This is a genomic window from Pseudovibrio sp. Alg231-02, from assembly GCF_900143565.1.
Classification (GTDB): domain Bacteria; phylum Pseudomonadota; class Alphaproteobacteria; order Rhizobiales; family Stappiaceae; genus Pseudovibrio.
In genome coordinates, this window is the sequence record NZ_FREX01000002.1 from 187,542 (window position 1) to 210,897 (window position 23,356).

The window sequence follows — 23,356 nt, forward strand, 5'->3', positions numbered from 1 at the left end:
AATTACATGTGAATATGCTGTGGGCGGCTTTGAGTCGTCCACAATTTTCGCAATGATCTGTCTATTCCCCCTATAGGGGAAAGGCCAAATCTATCGGTATATTGGCAAAAAAGGGATTCGATGTCCTGCATCAACAGTTCCGGTCTGGAACTTCCTTTGTAGTACATGCTTCTATCCAAGAGCACGTAAGTGTCTGGTCCATGATCACTCGACCCGCGTCCGTCCGGAGCGGGTAGACAAACCATTCCTCAAACGGAAAGAGGACCGGAAATGAGCCTTATTGAGTTCGGCACGGAACGCCCCCTGAATCCGGTTGATACCATTGAAAACCTGGCAACCGGTAATGACTGGTCCTTTGAACGCCTTGGTGATGACGAGATTTCCATATCGGTTACAGGGACTTGGTGTGATTACCACGTAACCTTTTCATGGATGGAAGAGTTGGAAGCACTGCATATGGCAAGTGCGTTCGACCTCAAGGTTCCTGCTCCCAGAAAAGATGAGATTGTTCGTCTGCTTGCGCTCATTAACGAGCAGCAGTGGATGGGGCATTTTGATATCTGGGGTCGTGAAGGTGTTGTTATCTTCCGTCAGTCGCTTTTGCTGGCTGGTGGTGCAGAAGCCAATTCATCTCAGATAGAAGTCCTTTTCTCTAATTCTCTTGATTCATGTGAGCGGTATTATCAATCGTTCCAGTTTGTCGTGTGGGCTGGCAAAACAGCACAGGAAGCGATGGAAACTGTGATGTTTGAAACTGCCGGTGATGCATGAAACTAACGAATGAACGCCCGCTTGTTCTGATTGGAGCAGGCAAAATGGGTGGTGCCATGCTTGCTGGCTGGATGAAGCAGGGTATGGCACCTGAACATGTTGTGGTTGTTGACCCCAACCCACCTTCAGACACACTTGAAACCATCACTGCACACAGCATCCCCTGGCACAAGAGCGTGCCAGAAGGTGTTGTGGCGGGTGTGCTGTTGATGGCTATCAAGCCGCAAATGATGGAAGAGGTGCTGCCAACGCTTACTGATGTTGCCGATGAGGGCAGCATCATCCTTTCTGTTGCAGCGGGCACAACAATCAAGCGCTTTAAAGATACGTTCGGAGCAGCCCAGCCTGTTGTGCGCGTGATACCGAATACGCCTTCTCAGGTAGGGCGAGGTGTGACTGCAGGTTATGCTTCGGTTGAAGTTCTGGATGAGCAAAAGGCTTTGATGAGCTCCCTGCTTGAAACAATTGGCGCGTTTTACTGGGTGGATGCTGAAGAGCAGATTGATCTGGCAACAGCTGTCAGCGGTTCCGGTCCTGCCTACGTGTTCCATCTGGTTGAAGCCATGAGTGAGGCTGGTCAACGATTAGGGCTGAATGCCGAGCTTGCAGAGGCTTTAGCCCGTGGAACAGTCGCAGGTTCTGGTGAGCTGCTCCATCAATCTCCCGAGAATGCAGATGTATTGCGCAGGAATGTGACCTCTCCCGGTGGGACGACGGCTGCTGCGCTTTCCGTGTTGATGGGAGACGACGCTTTGACAAACCTGATGAGTGAGGCTGTTGCAAAGGCAGCTCATCGCGCCACAGAACTTGCTGACTAAAGCTGCACCTGTTTGTGCAGGTTCTGCCGCGCTGCTTTAGATTTTGTTGTCGCGTCTCTTTAGCCTAAAACCGGTTTCCACTTCTTGGAGATACGTTTTCAGCAGGTTCCAAAATTGCTCGATATTGAAGTAAAGCCTCGGTTACTAGACTGAGGCTTTTTCTTTGTATCTGTGTTGCTCCTATGTGTATGATTAGGTGTTGATGCGTAGTTAGAGCAGGTCGCGTTCATTTACATTCACGCTCCGCACTCTAACTTCTTTAGTGGAGCGAATTCTTAGTGTTTGATTGAAGCCAATCAAACGGAATGCGCTCTGGAGTGTTGGCCATACAGGAGCGTGCCATGCCCACCGAAAAGACCCATCAGAAAGTCATCGCAAGTTTTATTGAGTTGCTGGAAACACACCGGATTGAAGAGATCACTTATACAGCGATCGCGGATAATGCTGGTGTGAAGATTGAGGTGGTGCGGGCGTGTTGCAATGGAAAGCTGGATCTGCTGGCAGCGTTTATGCAGGACATTGACCAGAAAGTTCTGAAAGAGCGTGATCCTGACCTGATGGATGAGACACGGCGTGATCGGCTGTTTGACGTCCTCATGTGCCGGCTTGATATCATGGAACCGCATAGAGAGGCGGTCCGGAACCTACGCAAAACAGTGGTGAAAGACCCGGCTTTGGCCATGCACATGCACAAGCTGGTGACACGCTCGATGAAGTGGATGCTGGTGGCAGCAGGCATTGAGGAATTTGGGTTGCGCAGTGTCGGTATGTCCAATGCTTTGGCTTTGGGTTTTGAGCGGTTGGTTCGGGTTTGGCTTGAGGATGACGCGCCGGGACACCCGAAGGTTATGGTTGCCGTTGACGACATGCTGGCGAACGGTGAAAAATGGATGGGCCGCGCTTGCCGCGTTGAGAAAGTGGCAGCTCCCTTTATTGAAGGGCTGGGACGTTTGTGCCAGAGATCTTCACGCCCAACAGGTAAAAGCACACCTCCACCTGAAGCTGCGAATGGTGGGGCTGAAGCCAGCCCTTAAACCAGTTTGCATTCAAGTGGAAACACATGAACTGCTTTAGCCTTTGTTTTTGCGTATCTTTCTCCGAGAACCGGTTTCCACTTTTCGGAGATACGCTGTAATTTGAGTTATTGAGAAGAATATGGACCAAAAAGAAGATACGAAAACCATTGGTATTGATGATTTTTTGAATGTGGATGTGCGTGTTGGCACTGTTGTTGAAGCTGTTGATTTTCCCGAGGCGCGTAAACCTGCCTACAAACTGAAGATTGATTTTGGTGATGATATTGGTGTGAAGAGAACGTCTGCTCAGATCACTGCTCACTATACGCCTGAGGCACTTGTTGGCCGTCAGGTGATTGCTGTCGTGAACTTTCCGCCGCGACAGATCGGGCCATTTATGTCTGAGGTTTTGACACTTGGGCTAGCGGATGAGAATGGAGATATCGTTTTGCTCCATCCCGACAACAAGGTGCCTAACGGTGGACGGATGCATTAGAGTTCGCTCCAGGTTTGCCGGACCTTTATGACGTGAGGGCAAAAAACTTATTCCCCTCCTGAATTCCTCCCATACTCTGTGTCTATGCCTACGTAACGGGCAGCTGGCGGAGCGACCGTCAGTTTGTCGTGGGCTGGGTTGGGCTGTTGGAAGACGTAACGCACCTTTCAGTGGTCCGGTGAACCGAACTTCAAACGTGACCGCATGGTTTGAGGGGAAGGGCCCAGGACTATAGGGTATCACGTGGCGACGGATACAAGAGCACCGGCAGGGAAACTTGCTTTTGCGAAGGTATCAGTCAAAGACGGAGGAACTGTCTGGGCATGGAAACGTGTCTGGATAAGCCACTTTCTTTCCGGGAAACCGGCTATCGTGCCTTATAGGCAAAAGAGGCGACGTTGTTCATTCCAAGAAAGCCCGGGCAAGGCGTGTAGCTGATGCCGAAGACTCATTACTAACAAATAGCGCAGGCATTGCCTGCCGCCTTGCTCATCCCGACTTCCGGGAATTCTGGTTCAACACTGCATGAGAGGTCATGTGGTGCTATTGGTGTTTGTGCACACTGTGAGCTAGATCGGAATGCGAATGCGAACGCGCAGGCCGCCCAGTGGAGACTGGCGCAAGAAGATTTCCCCCCCATGACTTCTCACAATATCCCTTGCAATCGCCAGGCCAAGGCCTGAGCCACCGCTGTCCTGATTGCGGGCCGTATCCAGCCTGTGGAAGGGACGGAAGACGTTCTCCCGCTCTTCACGAGGGATACCCGGACCGTCATCATCAACTGTGATGATTAGCCAGTCGGGTGTTCGATTGCCCTTGATGCGTAGCGTCTTGCCATAGCGCGCCGCATTGGAAATCACGTTCAGCAGACAGCGCCGGAAGGCTCGGCCTTTGACGATGACAAGTGGATCTCCGTCGAAGGAAGATGCAACGTCAGCGCCAACAACCTCTGCCTCGACCTCCAGATCCTCCAGCATGAGCGAGATATCAACCGGAGCAGGCGGCTCGTCACCATAGCCTTTGGAGAAGGAAAGGTAGTCCTCCAGCATGCGGTTCATTTCGTCGACGTCTTTACGCAGAGCATCCGCCTCGGGAGATTGAGGAAGCAGGGCAAGCTCAAGCCGGAACCGCGTGAGGATGGTTCGCAAGTCATGGCTGACGCCTGCAAGCATGGTCGTGCGCTGATCAACATGGCGCTCAATTCTGCGGCGCATGTCAACGAAGGCAAGAGCGGCACGGCGGACTTCACGAGCGCCATGTGGACGGAAGTTGGAGACTTGTCGGCCCTTGCCGAATTCCTCAGCAGCATCTGCCAGTTGCTCGATTGGCCGGATCTGATTTCTGAGGAACAAGACTGCGATAATGATCAGAACCAACGAGGTGGCGACCATCCAGACGATGAAGATATGGGAGTTCGACGCATACGTCTGGCTGCGGCGGGCAATGATACGAAGCGTCTTGTCCTCAAGCTGGATACGGATTTCAACGAACCGGGCTGCGCCCACTGTATCAATCCAGAATGGCTTTCCAATACGAGCCGCGATCTCACGGGTCATGTATCGGTCGACCAAATCGAAGAGCGGTTTAGGCTTTGCTGCTGGAAGTGGTTCTTTGGGAAGGACTGACACGGATAGACCTAATGCACCTGCACTAATCCTTTTAAGTGTGGCGTAGTTATCGTCATGAGCATAGGTCTCGGTCATATCGACGACAGCTGCGATTTCCCGCACCACTGCCTCAGACAGGCGGCGCGTTACCAGATCGTAGTGGCGCTCCATGAAAACGAAAGCGAGGACTGATTGCAGGATCAGGAAGGGGATAACGATGATCAGCAGAGCACGGACATAAAGGCCCTTTGGAAGCCGATAATGCAGCCAGCTGGTCACCGCGAAGTAGGGCTTTAAAAGCGTTCTGATCCATTGTGGAAGTGTGAACCGGTCTGATAAGCCCATTGTCCTCTCGCTGCTCGCCTGTGCGCTGGCTGCTATAATGGCAGCTAGTTGGTAATAAGCCGATAACCTATCCCACGCACGGTCTGCAGGTACAGGGGATTGCCGGGGTCTTCCTCAATCTTTCTTCTCAAGCGGTTCACCTGAACGTCGATTGTGCGCTCACCAAGTGCAGCATCTGCTCCCACAAGGTCAGTTCGTGCTACAGTTTGACCAGGCTTTTCCGCGAAGGTGTTGAGGATTTGTTTTTCCCGATCAGTCAGACGTACATGTTCGTCATTGCGTTTTAGTTCACCGCGTTCTGCATTGTATTGAAACGGGCCGAACGCCAATACTTCGAGTTTCATTTTTGGCTTTGGGCCACCTCTGCGGAGGATGGCGGAAATTCTGAGGAGTAATTCGCGTGGTTCAAACGGCTTTGAAACATAATCGTCGACGCCAGCTTCCAGTCCTTCAATCCGATCTTCAATATCGGAGCGGGCTGTGAGCATGAGGATGGGGACAGCTTTGGAACGGCGCAGGTCTTTTGCGAGCTCAATTCCGCTTTCGCCTGGCATCATGACGTCCAAAATGAGTAGGTCGAACTCCAGGCCGGATAATCTGCGGCGGGCTTCTACTGCGTCTCTTGCGACGGTTACCCGAAAGCCGCTTTCTCCGAGAAACCTTTGGAGCAGGTCGCGGATACGGCTGTCATCATCAATCAGGAGAATGTGAGGTGCATCATCTTCCAGAAGAGCAGAGCGGGCCACGGTAATTCCTCAATCTGTTTGTTTGGTGATGAGACGGGCAACTTCGCTGCGATCATTCTCATCAATCATAAGATATAAAAACTGGCGGACAATCTCATCACTGCCATCTGGCATCATGGAGATCGCCTTATTAATACGTTGGGACTGGAGTTTGGATAGTCGGGCACAAAATTCTGTACCTTTTTCAGTGGTATATAGCAGGCGCTGACGGCGGTCCAACGCTCCTGGTTCCTGACAAATGAAGTCATCATCCACCAACTGTTTCAAAACACGTCCTAAACTTTGCTTCGTGATTTTTAAAATGTCGAGCAGGTCAGAGACTCTGATTCCGGGGTTTCTGTGCACAAAATGAAGAACACGGTGATGGGCACGACCAAAACCCAGCTCATCGAGAAGCACATCCGGATCACCCGTAAAATCGCGATAAGCGAAGAAAAACAGTTCAATAAGGTCAAACCGTGGTGAATCGCTGTCTTTTTTATTCATTTCCTGTCCCGGATAACTGCCTATTTTTTAATCTCATAAAAAATACGTCAGTCATGTTGACTTATTTCAGAATGATAGTTACAAGTTACTCATCGCTGAAGAAAGGAAAGAACTCAACACGTCGCATGTGCGCAATAGTTGAAAAATTAATTTCTTCATCGGTTTTACGTCGTGGGTAGGTATTGATCATCTGTAGTTGTAATACGGCTGCTCTGTATACCTATCCTTTATAAACTCATTGATTTAGCTAGAACACACCTTGACTGGCAAGTCCTTGCCTTGCCTGCACCGTGAATTGTTCGCCATATGGAGAAGAGAAATGGCGGGTATACCCTTTGATCAACTAGAAGGCTCAATCTGGTTGGATGGAAAAATTGTTCCGTGGTCAGAGGCCAAGGTGCACGTGCTCACGCACGGTTTGCACTACGGAAGCAGTGTGTTCGAAGGTCAACGCGCCTATGGCGGCGAGATCTTCAAGCTGGAAGAACACACCAAGCGCTTGCATGCCTCTGCAGAGGTTCTGGGCTTCACTATTCCGTGGAGCGAAGAGCAGATTAACGGTGCGTGTAAACAGATGCTAGCCGAGAACAACCTGACAGACGCTTACCTGCGTCCGGTTGCCTGGCGCGGCAGTGAGATGATGGGCATTTCAGCTCAGTCCAACACCATCCATCTGGCGATTGCTGCCTGGGAGTGGCCAAGCTACTTCTCTCCAGAAGAGCGCTTGAAGGGTATTCGTCTGGATCTGGCAGAATATCGTCGCCCTGATCCAAAGACTGCGCCGTTCAAGTCGAAGGCAGCTGGCCTGTACATGATCTGCACAATCTCCAAGCATGCAGCAGAAGCAAAAGGTTATTCTGATGCTTTGATGCTGGACTGGCAGGGCCGTGTTGCTGAAGCGACTGGCGCGAATGTTTTCTTCATCAAAGATGGGGCAATTCATACGCCGATTGCAGATTGCTTCCTTGATGGCATTACGCGTCGCACTGTGATTGATCTGGCGCGTGCTCGCGGTATCGAGGTGATTGAGCGTCGTATCATGCCTGAAGAGATGGAAGGCTTTGAACAGTGCTTCCTGACTGGGTCTGCTGCTGAAGTGACACCGGTTTCTGAAATCGGGCCGCACAGTTTTGTTCCGGGCGATATTACGAAGCTGATGATCGAGGATTACATGGCTGCTGTACAGCCTGCGAAAGAAGAGTTGCTTGTTGCAAGCTGATTTCTTCGCTGCATGAAAATTCAAAGCCCGCCGCTCTGACTGAGTGGCGGGCTTTCTCGTTTTATTCGGTTGCGAGCTGTTGTTCGTGCTGCGGTTTGAAGAGTTTGCCGTTTTCTGTGATCAGCACGCAGATCAAGCCAAGGATCGAGAACAAAGCGACACCATAGACGAGGGGAAGTTCGGTCCCATTGTACAACTTGCCAATGCCAGCACCAAGCAGGGCTCCGATCAATGTGGTGATGAAGCCTATCATTGCCGAGCCAGCGCCTGCAACGCGCCCCAATGGTTCCATTGCCATGGTGTTGAAGTTCGGGCCGATGAAGCCGAAGAAGAACATTGCCAGTGATTGAATTGCTATGAATGTCACGATGGTCAGATTACCACTATAGGCAATTGCTGCTGTCAAAACAGAAGTTGTGGTAAAGCCGAGCAATGCCATATGCGACATTCTTCTGAGGCCATACTTCTCCACCATTTGTGAATTCAGGTAGGAGGAAAGGGCCATTGCGATTGAGATTGCTGCAAACACGATTGGGAACAGGTCAGCGAGCGCAAAGCGTTCCATGAAGACTTGCTGTGCAGAATTGATGAATGCGAACAGGCAGGCAAAGATGAATGTCATGGCCATCATGTAGCCTACAGTCACACGAGTGGTGAGGGCTAACCGATATGCACTGAGGACAGAACGTAATTCCAGTGGGCGCTGGTTTATAGGGTCGAGGCTTTCAGGAAGGCGCATCGAACACCAGACAAATAAGAGCACTCCAAACAGAGTTAGGGCAGCGAATACGCCTTGCCATGGAGCGACCCACAGGACGATCTGTCCGAGAAATGGAGCAATCACGGGGGCAATCTGGAAAGCTACCATGACCAGGGACATCACCTTGCCCATTTGACGACCGCTGTACCAATCCCGGATCATTGAAATGGATGCGACGCGCGGTGCTGCAGCTCCGATACCCTGAAGGGCTCGAGCTGCGAGCATGTGCTCATAGCTTACAGCGAATGTCGAATACACTCCGCCAATGATGTACAGACTGAGGCCGATCAGCAACGTGGTTCGACGACCAATCGTATCCGAAAGCGGACCGAAAAAGAGAGAAGCAAAAGCGAGACCAAGCATGTAGGCTGTGATCACCAATTGGCGATCATTGTCGGCGACAGACAATGCAGCGCTCATAGCCGGAAGAGCCGGGAGCATCATTGATGTCGCAACCGCATTCAGCGCCATAAGCGCTGCAACAAGGCTGACAATTTCCCATAAGGAAAGCCCAGGATGAGGTGCTCGCTCATGCTGCAGATCAGAAACTGCAGACATCAGAGACCTGTTTGTTGGGTGCAAAAAAGGTAAGAGGTCGCGATTGCGACCTAATAAACTCAAATTAGCTTCTATTTGAACTGGCAAACATGGCTATGTCAAGGCAAGTGCCAGTTCATTGTTGCGTGCTGCATGTTTATGGAATGCTGGAACTATTTGGTTTTCTGCTCGTCCCAGCGCGCTGCATCGGCATCATCAACTGCCTTGGCCTCGACCCAAGTTCCCTCGGATGCTTCTTTGAGATGCTCTTTCTTCCAAAATGGCGCCTGCGTTTTCAGGAAGTCCATTAGAAAGTCAGAAGCTTCGAAGGCGGCTCGACGATGAGAGCTGGTTGCTATGACCAAAACAATGTTGTCGCCTGGAGGAATTTTGCCAAAACGATGAATGATCGTGAGGCCTGTCAGAGGCCAACGTTCAACGGCTTGCTGCGCAAACTTTGAGATCTGAGCTTCGGCCATGCCTGGATAATGTTCCAGTTCTAGCGCCTCAAGCGTACCGCCTTCATCCCGGCATAGGCCAGTGAAGGTAACGATAGCTCCGACATCTTTGCGGCCTTTGGCGAGGATTTCGGTTTCTGCTAAAACGTCAAAATCTTCAGCTTGAACGCGGACTGTAAATTCTGTGGTGGTGCTGTTTGACATGGTACTCGCAGACTTTGAGATATGCTGGAGGGAAGGTGTTCCTCAACCGCCTGTCATTGGCGGGAAGAATGCAACTTCTTCAGTTCCAGACAAAACGTGATCTTCTTCTACGTGTTCCTGATTGACTGCGATGCGAATGGTTTCTGGTTGTTCGAAGGCAAAGGCATAACCTTCATCACGAGCTGCGAGCCAAATCATCAATTCGCCTGCGGTTTTAACAGTTTCAGGAAGCTCAATGGTTTCCTCAGAGGTTCCAGTGCGCTCACGCAGCCAAGCGAAGTAACGAATTTTCATGAGATTGAGCCCCGGTATTGTATGGCTTCCTTTTCGTGGAAGCCTTGTCTTTTACAGGAATTAGTCTTCAATCAGATGGCCAATTCCGGCGCGGAAGTAGTCATACCCCGTATATAGGGTCAAAATCGCTGCGACCCAAAGTAGCACTATACCAGTTGATGTGGTGTAGGGGAAAACAACATCGCCAGCATCACCTGCGAGCAAAAAGCCCAAGGCAACGAGTTGGACAGTGGTTTTCCATTTAGCCAGTTTGGTAACAGGGACTGATACACGAAGCTCAGCAAGGAACTCACGCAAGCCGGAAACAAGGATTTCCCGGCAAAGAATGATGATGGCAGCAAAGATGGACCAGTTTCCGATTGTCTGATCCCATGCCAATATTAGGAGACAAACAGAAACAAGAAGTTTGTCGGCAATTGGGTCCAGCATGCGACCGAGAGCAGACTGTTGCTGCCAAATTCTGGCGAGGTAGCCGTCAAAGAAATCTGTGATTGCAGCTATGAAGAAGATACTCAATGCAATCCAACGGGCGGTGTGGGTTGGGAAATAGAAACACACAGCCAGAGCTGGCACAGCAGCAATACGGCCGTAAGTAAGAATATTTGGAAGCGAAAATATAAGCTTACGGGACATATGAACCTTCAAGTTTACGCGGCTAACAAGCGCTCATACGCAGGGTGTGCACATCCAAGTGCGTCCTGTCAATTGTAGCACGCTTATTTGTGCAGGACTTCGGGGGAGTATACGGGATTATGTAAACATCCCGTCACCCATTTCCTTAATGATCTGCTTTGCCTTGCGTGAAGAGAAATCTTTTGCTTCATCCTCAGAGCCATGTGTGTCTGCGCGGATAAAGGTATGCTCTTTGGTCTCTTCACCAAATTGCTTGGTGATGCGACCCGCAGTTTGCCACTGTCCTCCACGGCGAGAAGGTTCAGAGTAAATCAGGTAGCCTTCAAATTCTTCTGCCTTTGCAGCTGGCGTTGATTTTTCATCTTTGTTGCCGCCAAACAGATTTGAGAAAAAGCCCATGTTTATTCTCCCAGACTAAACGTAGTTTTATTGGTCTACAGGTTCGCACATCATGTCGGCGAGTGCATCCTTGTTTTCACCGTTAGGTTCTCCAAGTTTGCGCATGGACCAGTGTTTTCTGCAAAGTGAGATGTAGGATTCCTCACCGCCAATGACAACCTGATCGCCTTCTTCGACAATGTTTCCGCTTTCGTCCACGCGGGCCACCATTGTTGCTTTGGATCCGCACCAGCAGATGGTTCTCACTTCGCGGAGGATATCTGCAATGGCGAGGAGTGCGGCACTGCCTGGAAACATCTTGCCCTGAAAGTCAGTTCTCAAACCGTAAGCCATTACAGGAATACGAAGATGGTCCGCAACATGGGCCAGCTGCCAGACCTGTTCTTCTGTCAGGAATTGTGCTTCATCGATGAAGACCGCGTTGAACTGGTGCTCTTTGAGTTGTTCCTCAATACAAGCGAACAGATCAAGCTTTGTGTCGTAGATGAGGGCGTCTGATTTCAAACCTATACGCGATGAAATTTCTCCGATCTTAGTGCGATTGTCGAGAGCTGCTGTGAACAGCAAACTGCGCATGCCGCGCTCCTGATAGTTATAGGAGGCCTGCAGCAGCAGAGTGGATTTACCAGCATTCATTGCGGAGAAATTGAAATATAGTTTTGCCATTGGCCCTTCGCGGCGCGGCGCGCCTCATCGCGTTCAATCTGATTAGGTCTTCATACATGGATTCGTGAGAGAGGCCAGAACCCTGGGAGGTTACTCACAAGGTTCCACGGCAAACTTTTAGCGTGAGGCGTATCCAGCGACCAAACTTGGTAATTCACGCATGCAGGCTATGGAATGATCCGGCAGAACAGGGGATCGATTGGCATGCTGCAGAGGGTTAAACCAGACAGAAGTGGCACCGATATTGTTCGCGCCTGCAATGTCGTGCTCCAAAGAGTCGCCGACATGGATGAGTTTGTCGGGGCTCATACCAGCCATTGAAAGCATGGCATCAAAGAGACGGGGATCCGGTTTTTTGTATGGGTACTCTTCTGCCATCACCACGAAATCGAAGAGGTGGGCGATACCAGCGCTTTTGGGGCAGGAGTTGCCGTTGGTGATGAGCGCTGTCTTGTAGTTTCGCTTCAGCGTCGCGAGCGTTTCTTTGACATGAGGGTAAAAGTAAGGATCTCCGAAGCGGACTTTTTTGAAAATCGCCAGCGCCTGCTCAGACAACTCCTTAGCATTACTCAGTGGATTAAGTGCTTGTTCAAATGAAGCTCTTCGAATTTCCAGATAGCGAATGTTGTTGGGGTCTGCGTCTTCAACGAGGGATTTATGTATTTTTTTGAGGCGTTTGGGCGTGATGGGTTTGTCGGAGTAATGGCTTAAAAAACTTGCGGTGGTGATGAGGGCTTCGTCCAGAATTCGTTGAAAATCAAAGAGGGTTTGGTCTGCATCGAAGGATATAAGCAATTCTCGTGGCATTCCAAATTTCCCTCCGGACCGATCCCTAGAAAGTTACTATATGCTTACTTTAGGGTAATATGTGAAGTGTCGCGAAGATTGGAAAATGGTCTGAGCCGACATCTTCGTCAATTATGAGGTCTTTGATTATTATTTCTTCAGAAGAGGTGATGTGATCGACTTTTGATCCCAACACTTTTCCAAGAAACGGATTGATAAAATATCGAGTTGTCTGCGGAATGAGGCTGGTGAACGTTGTTTTCAGCTTCAAATCTGAAAGCAGTTTCTGAAAGGTATCTGACCAGACAGGGGTGTTCCAGTCCCCTAAAACCATAATGGGTGAATCTGTCCGCTGTTCCCGGATGTAATTTGACACGTAATTCATGTAGGTCGTCCGTCCGTCCAGGCGACGTTGACTGCGTGGACTTGCCGGATGGATTGCATAGAGCTGGATCAGGGTGCCGTTGATGTCGACATTTGCGCTCAGGAACTCGCGCGGGATGTACCCGTTTTGCCCAAGGCCAGGTATATGAACTCGTTTTGAGTTCTCTAGCGGAAATTTGCTGAAGACTGTGAGATCAGTGTCGCGCTTTGCTGGTGGCAGGATAGCGTATTGATAATTCTTTGTAAGGAACGTTTTCAGACGGGGAGTTGCGCTTGCGGTTTCCTGAAACACAATCAGGTCTGGTTGACGTTTTTCAATCAGCTCTTGCAAGGCCTCCTTCTCGAACTGCATATGCAGGAGATTGAGGCTCATGACGTTGAACGTCTTGCTCTTGGGGTGGTTATCCAGAATTGCGACAGGTTGAGTGACGAGACGGATGCTGGTGACCATCCAGAAGCTGGAGATGATCAATCCTAAGAGGCAGAGTAAATGGAGCCAGTGCAGCTTTCTGGCCAGTACGAGCCAGAGAAGGAGACCGACAAAACCTACTGCGATAAGCTGAGGGATGAAGAAAGCTACCGCCTCGCTCAACAGGTTTCCGGGAGCGAATAAAGAGGCGAGGAGCAAGAAAGTGACCGCAAGTGTTCCTGCGCGCACCAGATGAAGCAAGATCGGGGTATTTGGTTTTTTCTTTGATAATACCCTGTCTGAACGCACTGCTCTCACCTTTGGTTGTTAAGTTTTGATGAGAATAGCGTATAGTCGTTTTCTATTTGTGAAAACAATGCGTTATCCCGTGATTATTCGTGGAAGTGGTTGTAGATCAGTTTTGCAATGCTTTCGGAGATTCCTGAAACAGCTCGCAAGTCTTCGATGCCAGCTTTTGAAACTGCTTTTGCAGTGCCGAAGTGACGAAGCAGAACGCGCTTTCTTGTCGGACCAATACCTGCAATTTCATCCAGCGGATTTGCGACGATTGCCTTCTTGCGGCGGGCTCTGTGAGAGCCGATCGCGAACCGGTGTGCCTCATCTCGCATGCGTTGCACAAAGTACAGGACCGGATCACGTTCAGGTAACATGAAACTTTGTTTGCCCGTGACGAAGAACTTCTCGCGTCCTGCATCGCGGTCTGGGCCTTTTGCAATGCCGACCAATGGGATGTCCGTGATGCCCATCTCTTCGAGTGTTTCGCGGACGGCGCTGAGCTGGCCTTTACCGCCATCGATCAGCACCAAATCAGGCCATGGAGGGATGTCAGCATTGGATGGCGCGACATCCTGCTCTTCTTCACCGGCTTTTTGCTCAGTTTTTGATTGTGCGGTGAAACGGGCAGCTTGCTCGTAACCTTCCGGGTTTTCTTTGATAAGGCGAGCAAAACGGCGTGAGAGCACTTCTCGCATCATTCCGTAGTCGTCGCCCGGGATCAGGTCTTCCGACTTGATGTTGAACTTTCTGTACTGACCTTTCGCAAAGCCATCTGAGCCTGCAACGATCATTCCACCAACAGCATTGGTGCCTGAGATGTGGGAGTTGTCGAAAACATCGATACGACGTGGTGTACGGTCCAGGTCAAAGGCTTCTGCAACGCCCTTCAGGAGCTTCAGCTGGCTGGATGTCTCAGCAAGTCTACGGCCAAGAGCGCCCTTGGCATTGGTGAGCGCATGTTCCACCAATTCGCGTTTTTCGCCGCGCTTTGGTATTGCGACTTCGACCTTGCGATTGGCCCTTGCAGAGAGGGCTTCTGCCAGTAGTTCTTGCTCTTCCAGTTCATGTGAGAGCAAGACCATACGTGGTGGCGGTTTATCCTCGTAGAACTGGGAGAGGAAGCTCTCCAGAATTTCTGAGGGTTCGTAGCTTTTATCCGCTTTAGGAAAGTATGCGCGGTTGCCCCAGTTTTGTCCTGTGCGAAAGAAGAAGACTTGTACGCATGTCTGGCCGCCTTCCTGATAGGTGGCGAAAACATCTGCTTCTTCAATGCTCTGCGGATTGATGCCCTGATGGCTCTGGACATGTGACAATGCAGAAATGCGGTCGCGATAGACAGCTGCCTGTTCAAAGTCGAGGTTCTCTGAGGCTTTTTCCATAGCGACCGCCAGGTCTTGCTTGATGAGCTGGCTTTTGCCTGAGAGGAAGGATTTTGCTTCAGCGACAAGTCCTTTGTAGTCCTCAATGGAGACCTCGCCGGTGCAGGGCGCTGCACAACGCTTGATTTGGTAAAGCAGGCAAGGACGCGAGCGATTGGAATAGTAGCTGTCGGAGCAGTTGCGGATGAGAAACGCTTTTTGCATGGCATTGATGGTGTCATTGACAGCGCCAGCGGATGCAAATGGTCCGAAGTAATCGCCTTTGCGGGCCCGAGCGCCGCGGTGTTTGATCAGGGCAGGGGCTTCATGGTCGGCACTGATCAGGATGTATGGAAAGGACTTGTCGTCACGCAGGAGAACATTGAAGCGAGGGCGTAAACGCTTGATGAGGTTTGCTTCCAGCAGCAAGGCTTCTGGTTCTGTGCGGGTTTCAACGAACTCCATGGCAGCAGTTGCCATGATCATCCGCATAATGCGGTTGGACTGGCCCTGAAGCCGAGTGTAACTTGTGACGCGCTTCTTCAGTGACCGAGCTTTGCCCACATAGAGGACTTCGCCGTCCTCATCAAACATGCGGTAGACGCCGGGGCCAAGGGGCAAGCGTTTTACGAAATCTGCAATGACTTCAACACCCTTTACGCCAGGTTTGCGCGGCGCTGCATTGCTTTCAAACTGGATGTCTGGATTGCTTTGGGGCACATCGACATTGTCTTCTGCTTGAGCAGGCATGTCGGATGTGTCTTTAGCCATGATCCAATTACTCTCGGTGTATGCTGAAATAAAATATGGAAACGCACCTTATCCGATTCAACGGCAGGTGCGGTCTCTCAGAAGTGTTTTAGTTGTGTGTCCTAGATGAAATCCAGAGCAAATACGCCGTAGATGTAAGCGACATAGGCAACGCTAAGGAATATGCCCCATGCTTTGCCCAGGCACAGACGCTTGGCGGCAAAGATATACAGCAGTACAGCACAGGCTAGCATGACCCAGATGTCGAAGACGAGGATCTGTTCTGGGATCGGGATTGGGATGATTGTAACCGTGATGCCCATGATCGCCAGCAGGTTAAAGACATTGGAGCCAATGACATTGCCGAGCGCGACTGCAGAGTGCTGACGGATGGCTGCCATAACGGTTGTTGCAAGCTCTGGCAGTGATGTGCCAAGTGCAACGACAGTCAGGCCGATGACAGCATCGGACACGCCCCAGGATGATGCCACATCAGTTGCGCCAGAGATGGTCAGTTGTGCCCCAAGTGGCAGGCCGATCAGGCCGAGAACGAGAAAGACTGCAGCAATTGCTTTGTTTTCTGGAACGGAATCGACGTCAAGATCGTCTTCTTCGTCTCCATCAGGAGCCGTTACACAGCAGGAGCCGTTCTCTTTCTTATGCTTCTTGGTTGCGCGTACTGAATCTCCAAGAAAGATTGCGAGCAGAACAAGAAGCCCGATACCTGCATAATGGGTTAGCGTGCCCATGAAGCAGAGGGCTGCGAAGATGACGGAGACCACCAGCATGAATAGAGCGTTTCTGTGAGCTCCATTCTCATCGCATGGTGTTGTTGCGATCAGGGCAGGTACGCCAAGAACCAGCAGCACGTTTGCGATGTTGGAGCCGACAACGTTACCAATTGCAACGCCGCTCACACCGTCGAGAGCAGCTTTCAGAGAGATAAAGAGTTCTGGTGCTGAGGTACCAAAGGCGACGATGGTCAAACCGATGATGAGAGTTGGAATTCCCAGAGCCTGAGCAATTGACACCGCGCCGCGTACAAGCAGGTCACCGGCAAAAATCAATAGTGCGAGACCTCCGAGGAGGGCAGCATATGAGAAAAGCATAGGCTGAAATTCCAATTATGTAAGGTTATTTGCTACACCAAAGGGGGCATACAGGAGTCTGACCGGGTATATAGACAGGTTTGCCGCGTTCTTGAAGTGTCTCAGATCACTTTTGACACCAGATCTCTGCAAAAATTTCAGTCGGTAGAATTGATCACAGCTTGTGTATAGTAAAAAGGCCACTCAAATAGTATGCATTACCTAGCGTAAACAATAGGTTGTCAAAGGTGCCATATTCTTTCTGTAGTTTGCCTTGAATTAACCAGAATTCGTGTCAGATCCAGCCACAAAGTCAAATCATACCTTTCTCCATCCCGGGGCGGTCTCATTTGGTCGCCTTCCCCCAGCGGATGCGTTTCATGCGCTCCGTTTATAATTTGTTGGAGAATGATACATGCTGCGTATTGCGTCTTGTACCGCTATTGCTTTCGGTCTGATGGCCGGCACTTCCCTTGCTGCTGACCTCCCTCAGCCAGTACAGCCAAGTCAGCCAGAAATTTCTTATGAAACACCAGCGACCTTTTCTGCGTATGACTGGTCCGGTGCTTACATTGGTGCCAACGCTGGTTGGGGATTCCTCGGCGCTGATGGCAAAAGCGGTGCATCCGGTGCATTGGATGACGACCAGAATGGTGTAACTGCGGGCGTTCATGCCGGTTACAACTTCATGGTTGCTCCAAGTGTTGTCCTGGGTGCTGAAGCTGACATTCAGTACAACGACCTTGAAGAGAAAAGCGCTGGCGTAGAGCTGCAGTCCGACTGGAATGCAACCGTTCGCGCTCGTGCAGGTTACGCTCTCGACCGTACGCTTGTATACGGTACAGGTGGTGCTGCATTCAAAGACCTGACTGCAAAATCCGCTTCTGGCAAAGATGAGAAAACCGCTATTGGTTACGTTGTAGGTGCTGGTGTTGAACACGCAGTAACCGACACTCTGACTGCTCGTCTTGAATACCTTTATCAGGATTTCGGCGATCAGAAGTTTGACTTCGGTGGCAACACTGAGAAAACTAAGATTGATGAAAATCTGGTACGCGCAGGCGTTTCCATGAAGTTCTAATTGAACTAATTTTCTGCTTTAAAGGCGCATGCTTCCGGCATGCGCCTTTTTCGTTTTTAGCTTCTCTCAAGCATTTCTGGTGCCTGCGTTTCGTTGTAGGCGGGAACCTGCGCAACAAAAGCATCATGCCAGTGAACCAGTTTCGGGTTGTTCTGTCGCCACTTCCCATTTGCGCGTAAGTCGAGATAACCTAATGAGCAAGCAAGTGCGATCTGGGCACAGTCCGGAATGCCATTGGTTTCCGTTGGAGTTGGCAAAGGATGGTCATTGAAGGCTTTCAATGTGCGATCAACTTTTCCTTGCTGACGGTCGATCCAGGTCCGGTTCCAGTGCTCTTCCGGGTGGTTCCTTGTTTCAATCTGAGCTTGAATGGCGGCATCAGTGATGCCATCTGCCATTGCTTGTTTTGTCAGGACTGAGATGCGGGTGTCGTCTGCCGGGATGATTTTACCCCCGCCAGCCAGAGTGTCGAGCAGCTCCAATGCGACGCGGCTGTCATAGACGATATCGCCGTTTTCCAGCAGAAGTGTTGGGACTTTTGCAAGTGGGTTTTGCTCGTACAAAGAGCCTTCGGATGCTCTTGTGTCAGCCCAGTCGACTTTCACCTGTTCCTGAAGTCCCAGAACGGCAGCAGCGATACGCGCTTTGCGTCCATAAGGGGAGGTTGGCGACGTGCGGAGTATGACCATTCTGCCTAAGCTCCCGGCTCAGCTTTGGTTTTGTCGAATGAAGGTACGCTAGAAGCGAAGTCATCCAGCCATGCAACGAGTGTTGGATAGGATTTACGCCATTCACCTGCGAAACGAAGATCAAGGTATCCAAGAGCACAGGCCAGGGCTATCTGAGCTGCATCCGGAGAATTATGCTGGACCTTTGGCAGTGGGTTGTTTTCGAAGGCTGTCAGCGCGCGATCAACCTTGGCCTGCTGGTAGTCCACCCAGTCCTGATGTTTCTTTTCTTCCGGACGCATACGGCTTTCATAAACGATCTGGATTGCCGCATCGCAGATACCATCTGCAAGGGCTTGTTTGGTCAGAATTTCAAAACGTTCAGCCCCTGCTGGAAACAGCTTTTCGCCGCCAGCTGTATAGTCCAGATATTCAGTGATGACGCGGCTGTCGTAGAGTACGTTGCCGTCTTCAAGGACAAGACACGGGATTTTGCCGAGTGGGTTTTGCTGGCGGAGAGTGTCACTGGGATCGAGTGTCTGTGCGGCTTCAACATTTACTCTGTCTGCGAAGCCTAGCACGTACAGTGCGAGCTTGATTTTGCGACCAAATGGAGAAGCGCTGGAGGAACGGAGAGTTTGCATGGCAGCCACCTGTAAAACACTAAATCTTGTTGCAACGCGCATCCTTATCCGAAACCCGGAGGTGCATTCGGTGATACGCTCTAGGAGAATTGAGTGGTCTGCACGATATCCGTGTTTCTTCCAATAATGCAAGGGACTTCGATTTGATTGTGTCAGAGCTTACGGTTACTGGCTGAGCTCCTTCGCAAAATGCTCGACAGCAATCCAATCTGTAAATTCGACAGTGAGTTTAGGGTCTGTCGGGCCATTGGTCATCTTCATGATGAGCTGGATCATCACACGATCCCACGGCTTGTAGTCAGGGTAGTTGAGAGCACCTGCGAAGACGGCGGCCTTCTTTGGCTCAAACTTCGATTTCTCTAAGTATTTCCGGAGGTATGCGTTGGTTTGCGGGGTGCTCTTCTCTGGCTTTCTGGCCGTAAGGTTGACTGAAAAGAAAGCTGTATGTGCCTGATTCAACTCGGCCAAATTGCGGCTGATAAACTGGCGAACCGGGCGTAAGTGGAAGCCATAGCGGATAGGGGCTCCAATGAGAATTCGATTGTTCTTCAGATCAGTTGGGAGCTGTTCCATCCCTGTTACAAGAGGGAGGAAGACGATCTTTTCTCCATTCTTTTCAAGAAACTCTGAGATCTTGCCAATTATTTTTTTAGTCTGGCCATCATGACTGGCGTAGGCGAGATAGTATTTCATCAGTTGTGAACCCGTAGGACTGTGCTGAGATCTAATATAAGTCTCAAGCGCTATCAGTCCTACGAGGCATGATGTAGCAAGGTGCTGCGTTAGCGAGGGATGATTTCCTGCTCTGGTCGAACCGTCCGGCATTCACCGTCATAGACCCTGAATTTGTCAAGACCATCAAGGCAAGCTCTAACACCCCATGAAAGGCCGAGGAAGCCATCATACTGCACCAGTGCATAATAGATGCGGTGGCGGGTGTCGTCGGTCAGCGTTGCGACGCCATTACAATAGCGGCGACCCACTGGGCTTGGGCGCCTGATTGTGAAATCAGACTCGCGAATTTCTTCGATCAGCTTGATCTCTAATCCGTCATAATAACTTGGAACAGCACGTGCGATTTGCCGTGCGACGGCTCTTTGCGCCTTGCCGGAGTCACAGGCTGGCAGATAGTCGCCGGACCAACCGAAATAGACTTTCTCATTTGGATCTATGAAATCCTCTTCGTCTATCTGGGGGATGGTTGTGTCATAGCTCCCCGGAGGAACCAGATCAGCAGCAAATGTCGTTCCAGTGGCAACACTCAGTACAGTTGCAGTCAATAGGGTTAGGATTGATCTCGCGCGCATTAACACTCTCCACGGAAAGGCTGGCTGGTCTGAAGCAGCGGACAGCTGCCTGCAGGAAGCGTTTATGCACCAGCCTCTTTGTGAGGCGCGACGAGATACTAGAAGCGCATGAGCTTTGGCCCTGCGCTTCTAGCAATCAGTGATTTGCTGTTTTGGGTCAATCAAAGGTTCTGAGGGGTTACTCAGGAATAACCTGTTCCACGTTCCATGACGGGTTGATGCCTTGCGTCAGCGTTTTGCAGAGCCATGGCAGAGCGGTGTTCATGTCTTTTGTGAGTGTCCAAGGAGGATTGATGACCATCATCCCGCTGGCCTTCATTGGCGCGTCCTTGCTGACTTTACCTGCCGACAATTCGATCTTCACAGTGTTGCGGATGCCAGCTTCGTCAAGCGTAGCAATGAGTTGTCGAACTGCACTGAAGTTTTTGACCGGATACCAAATGGCAAATGTTCCGGTTGGCCATCTCTTCCAACCGCGGATAACACCATCTGCAACGCGTGCGAATTCATCTTCCACTTCGAACGCCGGATCGATCAGGACGACACCGCGTCTTTCTTTTGGGGGGAGGAAGCTACCCAATGCGAGCCAGGCATCCAGTGCAATCACCTTGACCTTTTTGTCCCCGCCGTAATTGTTCTTCAGCTCTTCAAAATCTTCTGGATGAAGTTCTGTGAGTGTCAGACGGTCCTGTTTTCTGGCGAGCATACAGGCAATTTCAGGGGAGCCGGGGTAAAATTTTACGCCGCCACCCGGGTTGAGAGTCTCGACTGTCTCCAACCAGGGAGCGAGAACTTCCTTCACAGGACCTGGCGCATCGCCAAGATTTTCCAGCACTTTGCCGACGCCTTGCTGCCACTCTCCGGTTTTCTGGGCCTCTTCAGAGGTCAGATCATACAGGCCAACTCCGGCATGCGTGTCCAGTACTCTGTAGGCTCCATCTTTTTTCTGGAGGTACTTCAAGATGTTGGCGAGGACGATATGTTTGAGTACATCGCCAATGTTGCCTGCGTGGTAAATGTGCCGATAGTTCATGGTGGGCGCCTGTTGGCCTTTATCGCGCGCTGCTGCCAGGGTGGAGTTCTCTAGAGGCGCTCTTGTTAATAGGTTTGTTGTCGGCCTTATAGTCTGATGGTGGGCAGGGACACAAGGCGCAAAGCATTCTCGTGAGCGCAAAACTAAAGGCAGCAAAGTGCTGCCTTTAGTAAATCAACAGTGCAAGTCCAGAATGGTTAGTCCTGGCCCATGCTGTCAAAGTCGTCGCGCATCTCTGGCTGAGCTTCAGCTGGTTCAGATGAAGCTGCAGTCCCGTCTTCCAGTCGCAGTTCAACTGCCTTTGGACCTTTGCCCCGGCGATCAGGTTCAGTCTCAAAGGAAATCCGCTGCCCGCTATCAAGCGTCGTCAGACCGGAGCGCTCAACAGCTGAGATATGGACGAATACATCGCTTTCGCCATCATCTGGTGTGATGAAGCCGAAGCCCTTATCCAGCTTGAAGAACTTGACAGTGCCAGACTGGCGAGGTCCCCGTTCAACTGGTGGGTAGCTGCGTCTTCCGCCTCCACCACCGTTTGGTCCGTCCCGGAAGCCACCGCCTCCGGCGCCGCCACCACGGTTGCCGTACCCGCCGCCACGGTCATTGTCGCCATGCCCGCTCGCGCGATAGTCGTTGTTCCGGTCTCCGCCGTATCCTCCCGGACTGCGGTTACCGTAGGGACCTCTGCGTTCATTTTCCACCACAGGAGGCGCGTAGGCGCCGCGCTCGGAATCTCCTGGAAAATATGCTGGTGCCCCAAACTCCGGGCCGAAATTCTGCGAATCCCCAAATTCGCGCTTGCCGCCTCGCTTGCTGCGTGGACGACGACCCGAATTCCCATTATGCATTACAATATCGCCTTTCCTGCGGATTTAAACCTGCCAGTATCCGCATGTACTCGCTTTCTCAAAGCCAATTGCCCGTCCGAAAACACACAAAGTAATAATCAAATGTCTTAGTGGGGCTTTGGTTAAGAGCTCCTACCTGCCTTGCATCGCAAACACTTCCTAATTGCTTGGCCGGGTAATAATAGTGGCCAGTTCAACATAGGCAGTCTTTACGTATGCGCGGCATATAATAGGGTTCAGTTTGGTAATAGGGCAAGCTTTTCCTAGGGAAGGCGGAGGTAAAACCCTATGAAATTGGGGGTGTATCCAGAAATGGGAGGATAAAACCCTATTGTTTACATCTAAAAGATCGAATATTTTTGCGAAGACAAATGATATTTGCATGTTTGACTGTGACTGCAATTTTAAATGGTATTCGTTTGGGCTTGGTTTTGAGGTTGTATTTGAAAACCGTAATATTAGCTGGTTTCAAAAGAGGCTGAGAGTAGCCCGGCATATCTGATTACTGTATGGTGCGAAGAATTCGGAATTTGGAGATGAAGCACTTATGAGTGATGCCAGCAATAAAGCAGATCTGACGGGAATTCAGATAACTGTTGTTCCGGTCACTGCCTTCCAGCAGAACTGTAGCATCGTGTGGAACAAGAATACGCGCAAAGCTGTTGTTGTTGATCCGGGCGGGGATGTGGATCACATTCTTGCTGCGCTTAAAGAGCTGGATGTGACTGTAGAGCATATCCTCATCACTCATGGGCATATCGACCATATCGGCGGTGCTGCTGAACTGGCAGAGACGTTGGATGTTAAAGTGATTGGCCCTCATGAAGATGATCGCCCACTGATTGATCGTGTTGAAGATCAGGCCAAGCAATTTGGTTTGGACACGGTCAGAAAAGTAGAGCCAGATCAATGGCTTGTTGAAGGTGATGTGGTCACTGCTGCGGGTGCTGAATTTCAGGTTCTACACTGCCCGGGCCATGCGCCGGGGCATGTTGTGTTTTACAACAAAGACCTGAAACTGGCGATTTCGGGTGATGTGTTGTTTGCAGGGTCGATTGGGCGAACTGATCTTCCGGGTGGTGATCATGATACGCTTATCGCCTCAATCAAGGAAAAGCTTTTGCCGCTGGGAGATGACATTACGTTCCTGCCGGGGCATGGACCGGCTTCTTCGCTTGGCCACGAAAGGCTGAACAATCCGTATCTGAAATAACCGATGGCTATCTGAGAGCGTGAAGGGGAGTTTGA

26 protein-coding genes are annotated in these 23,356 nt (G+C 50.8%); 7 read left to right on the forward strand and 19 right to left on the reverse strand.

Annotation, left to right across the window (positions count from 1 at the left end; translation table 11 throughout):
- Positions 1–270: 270 nt before the first annotated feature.
- The 4 genes from DHN43_RS06450 (at position 271) to DHN43_RS06465 (ending at position 3,101) form a co-directional block, all read left to right on the forward strand.
- Positions 271–771 (forward strand): YbjN domain-containing protein, encoded by a 501-nt coding sequence (locus DHN43_RS06450; RefSeq protein ID WP_014286739.1) that lies wholly within the window; start codon positions 271–273, stop codon positions 769–771.
- Positions 768–1,589: a pyrroline-5-carboxylate reductase gene (proC, locus tag DHN43_RS06455; RefSeq protein WP_063290032.1), complete on the forward strand. Its 822-nt coding sequence runs from the start codon at positions 768–770 to the stop codon at positions 1,587–1,589. Before DHN43_RS06450 ends, proC begins: the two co-directional genes overlap by 4 nt.
- A 341-nt stretch (positions 1,590–1,930) precedes the next feature.
- Positions 1,931–2,623: a TetR family transcriptional regulator gene (locus DHN43_RS06460; protein ID WP_108818422.1), complete on the forward strand. Its 693-nt coding sequence runs from the start codon at positions 1,931–1,933 to the stop codon at positions 2,621–2,623.
- A gap of 121 nt (positions 2,624–2,744) precedes the next feature.
- On the forward strand, positions 2,745–3,101 hold the full coding sequence (locus DHN43_RS06465) for a tRNA-binding protein (protein ID WP_108818109.1): 357 nt from the start codon (positions 2,745–2,747) through the stop codon (positions 3,099–3,101).
- A gap of 569 nt (positions 3,102–3,670) precedes the next feature.
- Here the strand turns inward: DHN43_RS06465 and DHN43_RS06470 are convergent.
- Genes DHN43_RS06470 through DHN43_RS06480 form a run of 3 tightly spaced genes read right to left on the reverse strand, consistent with a single transcriptional unit; the run spans position 3,671 to position 6,285 of the window.
- Entirely contained in the window at positions 3,671–5,053 is a 1,383-nt protein-coding gene (locus DHN43_RS06470; RefSeq protein WP_057463586.1) for an ATP-binding protein, read from the reverse strand.
- A gap of 44 nt (positions 5,054–5,097) precedes the next feature.
- On the reverse strand, positions 5,098–5,799 hold the full coding sequence (locus DHN43_RS06475; protein ID WP_063293978.1) for a response regulator: 702 nt from the start codon (positions 5,797–5,799) through the stop codon (positions 5,098–5,100).
- Positions 5,800–5,808: 9 nt separating this feature from the next.
- Positions 5,809–6,285, reverse strand: coding sequence for a MarR family winged helix-turn-helix transcriptional regulator (locus DHN43_RS06480; protein WP_057463584.1), 477 nt, complete (start codon positions 6,283–6,285; stop codon positions 5,809–5,811).
- A gap of 319 nt (positions 6,286–6,604) precedes the next feature.
- Between DHN43_RS06480 and DHN43_RS06485 the strand changes: the two genes are divergently transcribed.
- Positions 6,605–7,504 (forward strand): branched-chain amino acid aminotransferase, encoded by a 900-nt coding sequence (locus DHN43_RS06485; protein WP_108818110.1) that lies wholly within the window; start codon positions 6,605–6,607, stop codon positions 7,502–7,504.
- Positions 7,505–7,565: 61 nt separating this feature from the next.
- On the opposite strand, the gene DHN43_RS06490 is transcribed toward DHN43_RS06485, so the two are convergent.
- The 10 genes from DHN43_RS06490 to DHN43_RS06535 form a co-directional block, all read right to left on the reverse strand.
- Positions 7,566–8,822, reverse strand: a complete 1,257-nt coding sequence (locus DHN43_RS06490; RefSeq protein WP_108818111.1) for a multidrug effflux MFS transporter — start codon at positions 8,820–8,822, stop codon at positions 7,566–7,568.
- Between the two features lie 152 nt (positions 8,823–8,974).
- Complete coding sequence (locus DHN43_RS06495) at positions 8,975–9,463, reverse strand: molybdenum cofactor biosynthesis protein MoaE (protein ID WP_108818112.1); 489 nt, start codon at positions 9,461–9,463, stop codon at positions 8,975–8,977.
- A 42-nt stretch (positions 9,464–9,505) separates the two neighbouring features.
- On the reverse strand, positions 9,506–9,757 hold the full coding sequence (gene moaD / locus DHN43_RS06500; protein WP_063290026.1) for a molybdopterin converting factor subunit 1: 252 nt from the start codon (positions 9,755–9,757) through the stop codon (positions 9,506–9,508).
- 60 nt (positions 9,758–9,817) lie between these two features.
- Positions 9,818–10,390 (reverse strand): CDP-diacylglycerol--glycerol-3-phosphate 3-phosphatidyltransferase, encoded by a 573-nt coding sequence (gene pgsA / locus DHN43_RS06505; protein WP_057463579.1) that lies wholly within the window; start codon positions 10,388–10,390, stop codon positions 9,818–9,820.
- Positions 10,391–10,507: 117 nt separating this feature from the next.
- A complete protein-coding gene (locus tag DHN43_RS06510; RefSeq protein WP_108818113.1) occupies positions 10,508–10,789 on the reverse strand; it encodes an HlyU family transcriptional regulator in 282 nt (93 codons plus the stop codon).
- Positions 10,790–10,816: 27 nt separating this feature from the next.
- Positions 10,817–11,455: a thymidine kinase gene (locus DHN43_RS06515; protein WP_063293973.1), complete on the reverse strand. Its 639-nt coding sequence runs from the start codon at positions 11,453–11,455 to the stop codon at positions 10,817–10,819.
- A gap of 117 nt (positions 11,456–11,572) precedes the next feature.
- Positions 11,573–12,262, reverse strand: coding sequence for an HAD family hydrolase (locus DHN43_RS06520; protein ID WP_108818114.1), 690 nt, complete (start codon positions 12,260–12,262; stop codon positions 11,573–11,575).
- Between the two features lie 49 nt (positions 12,263–12,311).
- Positions 12,312–13,217 carry an endonuclease/exonuclease/phosphatase family protein gene (locus DHN43_RS06525; protein ID WP_208994969.1) on the reverse strand — a complete coding sequence of 302 codons (906 nt, stop codon included), beginning with the start codon at positions 13,215–13,217 and terminating at the stop codon, positions 12,312–12,314.
- Between the two features lie 209 nt (positions 13,218–13,426).
- Positions 13,427–15,460, reverse strand: coding sequence for an excinuclease ABC subunit UvrC (gene uvrC / locus DHN43_RS06530; RefSeq protein WP_108818116.1), 2,034 nt, complete (start codon positions 15,458–15,460; stop codon positions 13,427–13,429).
- Between the two features lie 101 nt (positions 15,461–15,561).
- A complete protein-coding gene (locus DHN43_RS06535; RefSeq protein ID WP_108818117.1) occupies positions 15,562–16,548 on the reverse strand; it encodes a calcium/sodium antiporter in 987 nt (328 codons plus the stop codon).
- Between the two features lie 394 nt (positions 16,549–16,942).
- On the opposite strand from DHN43_RS06535, the gene DHN43_RS06540 reads away from it, so the two are divergent.
- The gene (locus tag DHN43_RS06540) at positions 16,943–17,608 is read left to right on the forward strand and encodes an outer membrane protein (RefSeq protein ID WP_057461154.1); all 666 of its coding nucleotides are present in this window, start codon (positions 16,943–16,945) and stop codon (positions 17,606–17,608) included.
- Between the two features lie 56 nt (positions 17,609–17,664).
- On the opposite strand, the gene DHN43_RS06545 is transcribed toward DHN43_RS06540, so the two are convergent.
- The 6 genes from DHN43_RS06545 to DHN43_RS27560 all read right to left on the reverse strand — a co-directional run bounded on the left by DHN43_RS06545 (position 17,665) and on the right by DHN43_RS27560 (position 22,108).
- Complete coding sequence (locus DHN43_RS06545; RefSeq protein WP_108818118.1) at positions 17,665–18,297, reverse strand: glutathione S-transferase family protein; 633 nt, start codon at positions 18,295–18,297, stop codon at positions 17,665–17,667.
- A gap of 5 nt (positions 18,298–18,302) precedes the next feature.
- The gene (locus tag DHN43_RS06550; RefSeq protein WP_108818423.1) at positions 18,303–18,920 is read right to left on the reverse strand and encodes a glutathione S-transferase family protein; all 618 of its coding nucleotides are present in this window, start codon (positions 18,918–18,920) and stop codon (positions 18,303–18,305) included.
- 165 nt (positions 18,921–19,085) lie between these two features.
- Complete coding sequence (hemG, locus tag DHN43_RS06555) at positions 19,086–19,613, reverse strand: menaquinone-dependent protoporphyrinogen IX dehydrogenase (RefSeq protein ID WP_108818119.1); 528 nt, start codon at positions 19,611–19,613, stop codon at positions 19,086–19,088.
- A gap of 89 nt (positions 19,614–19,702) precedes the next feature.
- Positions 19,703–20,227, reverse strand: a complete 525-nt coding sequence (locus tag DHN43_RS27275) for a hypothetical protein (RefSeq protein WP_208980535.1) — start codon at positions 20,225–20,227, stop codon at positions 19,703–19,705.
- A gap of 178 nt (positions 20,228–20,405) precedes the next feature.
- The gene (locus tag DHN43_RS06565; protein ID WP_108818120.1) at positions 20,406–21,260 is read right to left on the reverse strand and encodes a 23S rRNA (adenine(2030)-N(6))-methyltransferase RlmJ; all 855 of its coding nucleotides are present in this window, start codon (positions 21,258–21,260) and stop codon (positions 20,406–20,408) included.
- Positions 21,261–21,457: 197 nt separating this feature from the next.
- Positions 21,458–22,108, reverse strand: a complete 651-nt coding sequence (locus tag DHN43_RS27560; RefSeq protein ID WP_057461149.1) for a cold-shock protein — start codon at positions 22,106–22,108, stop codon at positions 21,458–21,460.
- A gap of 547 nt (positions 22,109–22,655) precedes the next feature.
- Here DHN43_RS27560 and DHN43_RS06575 point away from each other — a divergent pair.
- Positions 22,656–23,321: an MBL fold metallo-hydrolase gene (locus tag DHN43_RS06575; RefSeq protein ID WP_057461148.1), complete on the forward strand. Its 666-nt coding sequence runs from the start codon at positions 22,656–22,658 to the stop codon at positions 23,319–23,321.
- Positions 23,322–23,356 lie beyond the last annotated feature (35 nt).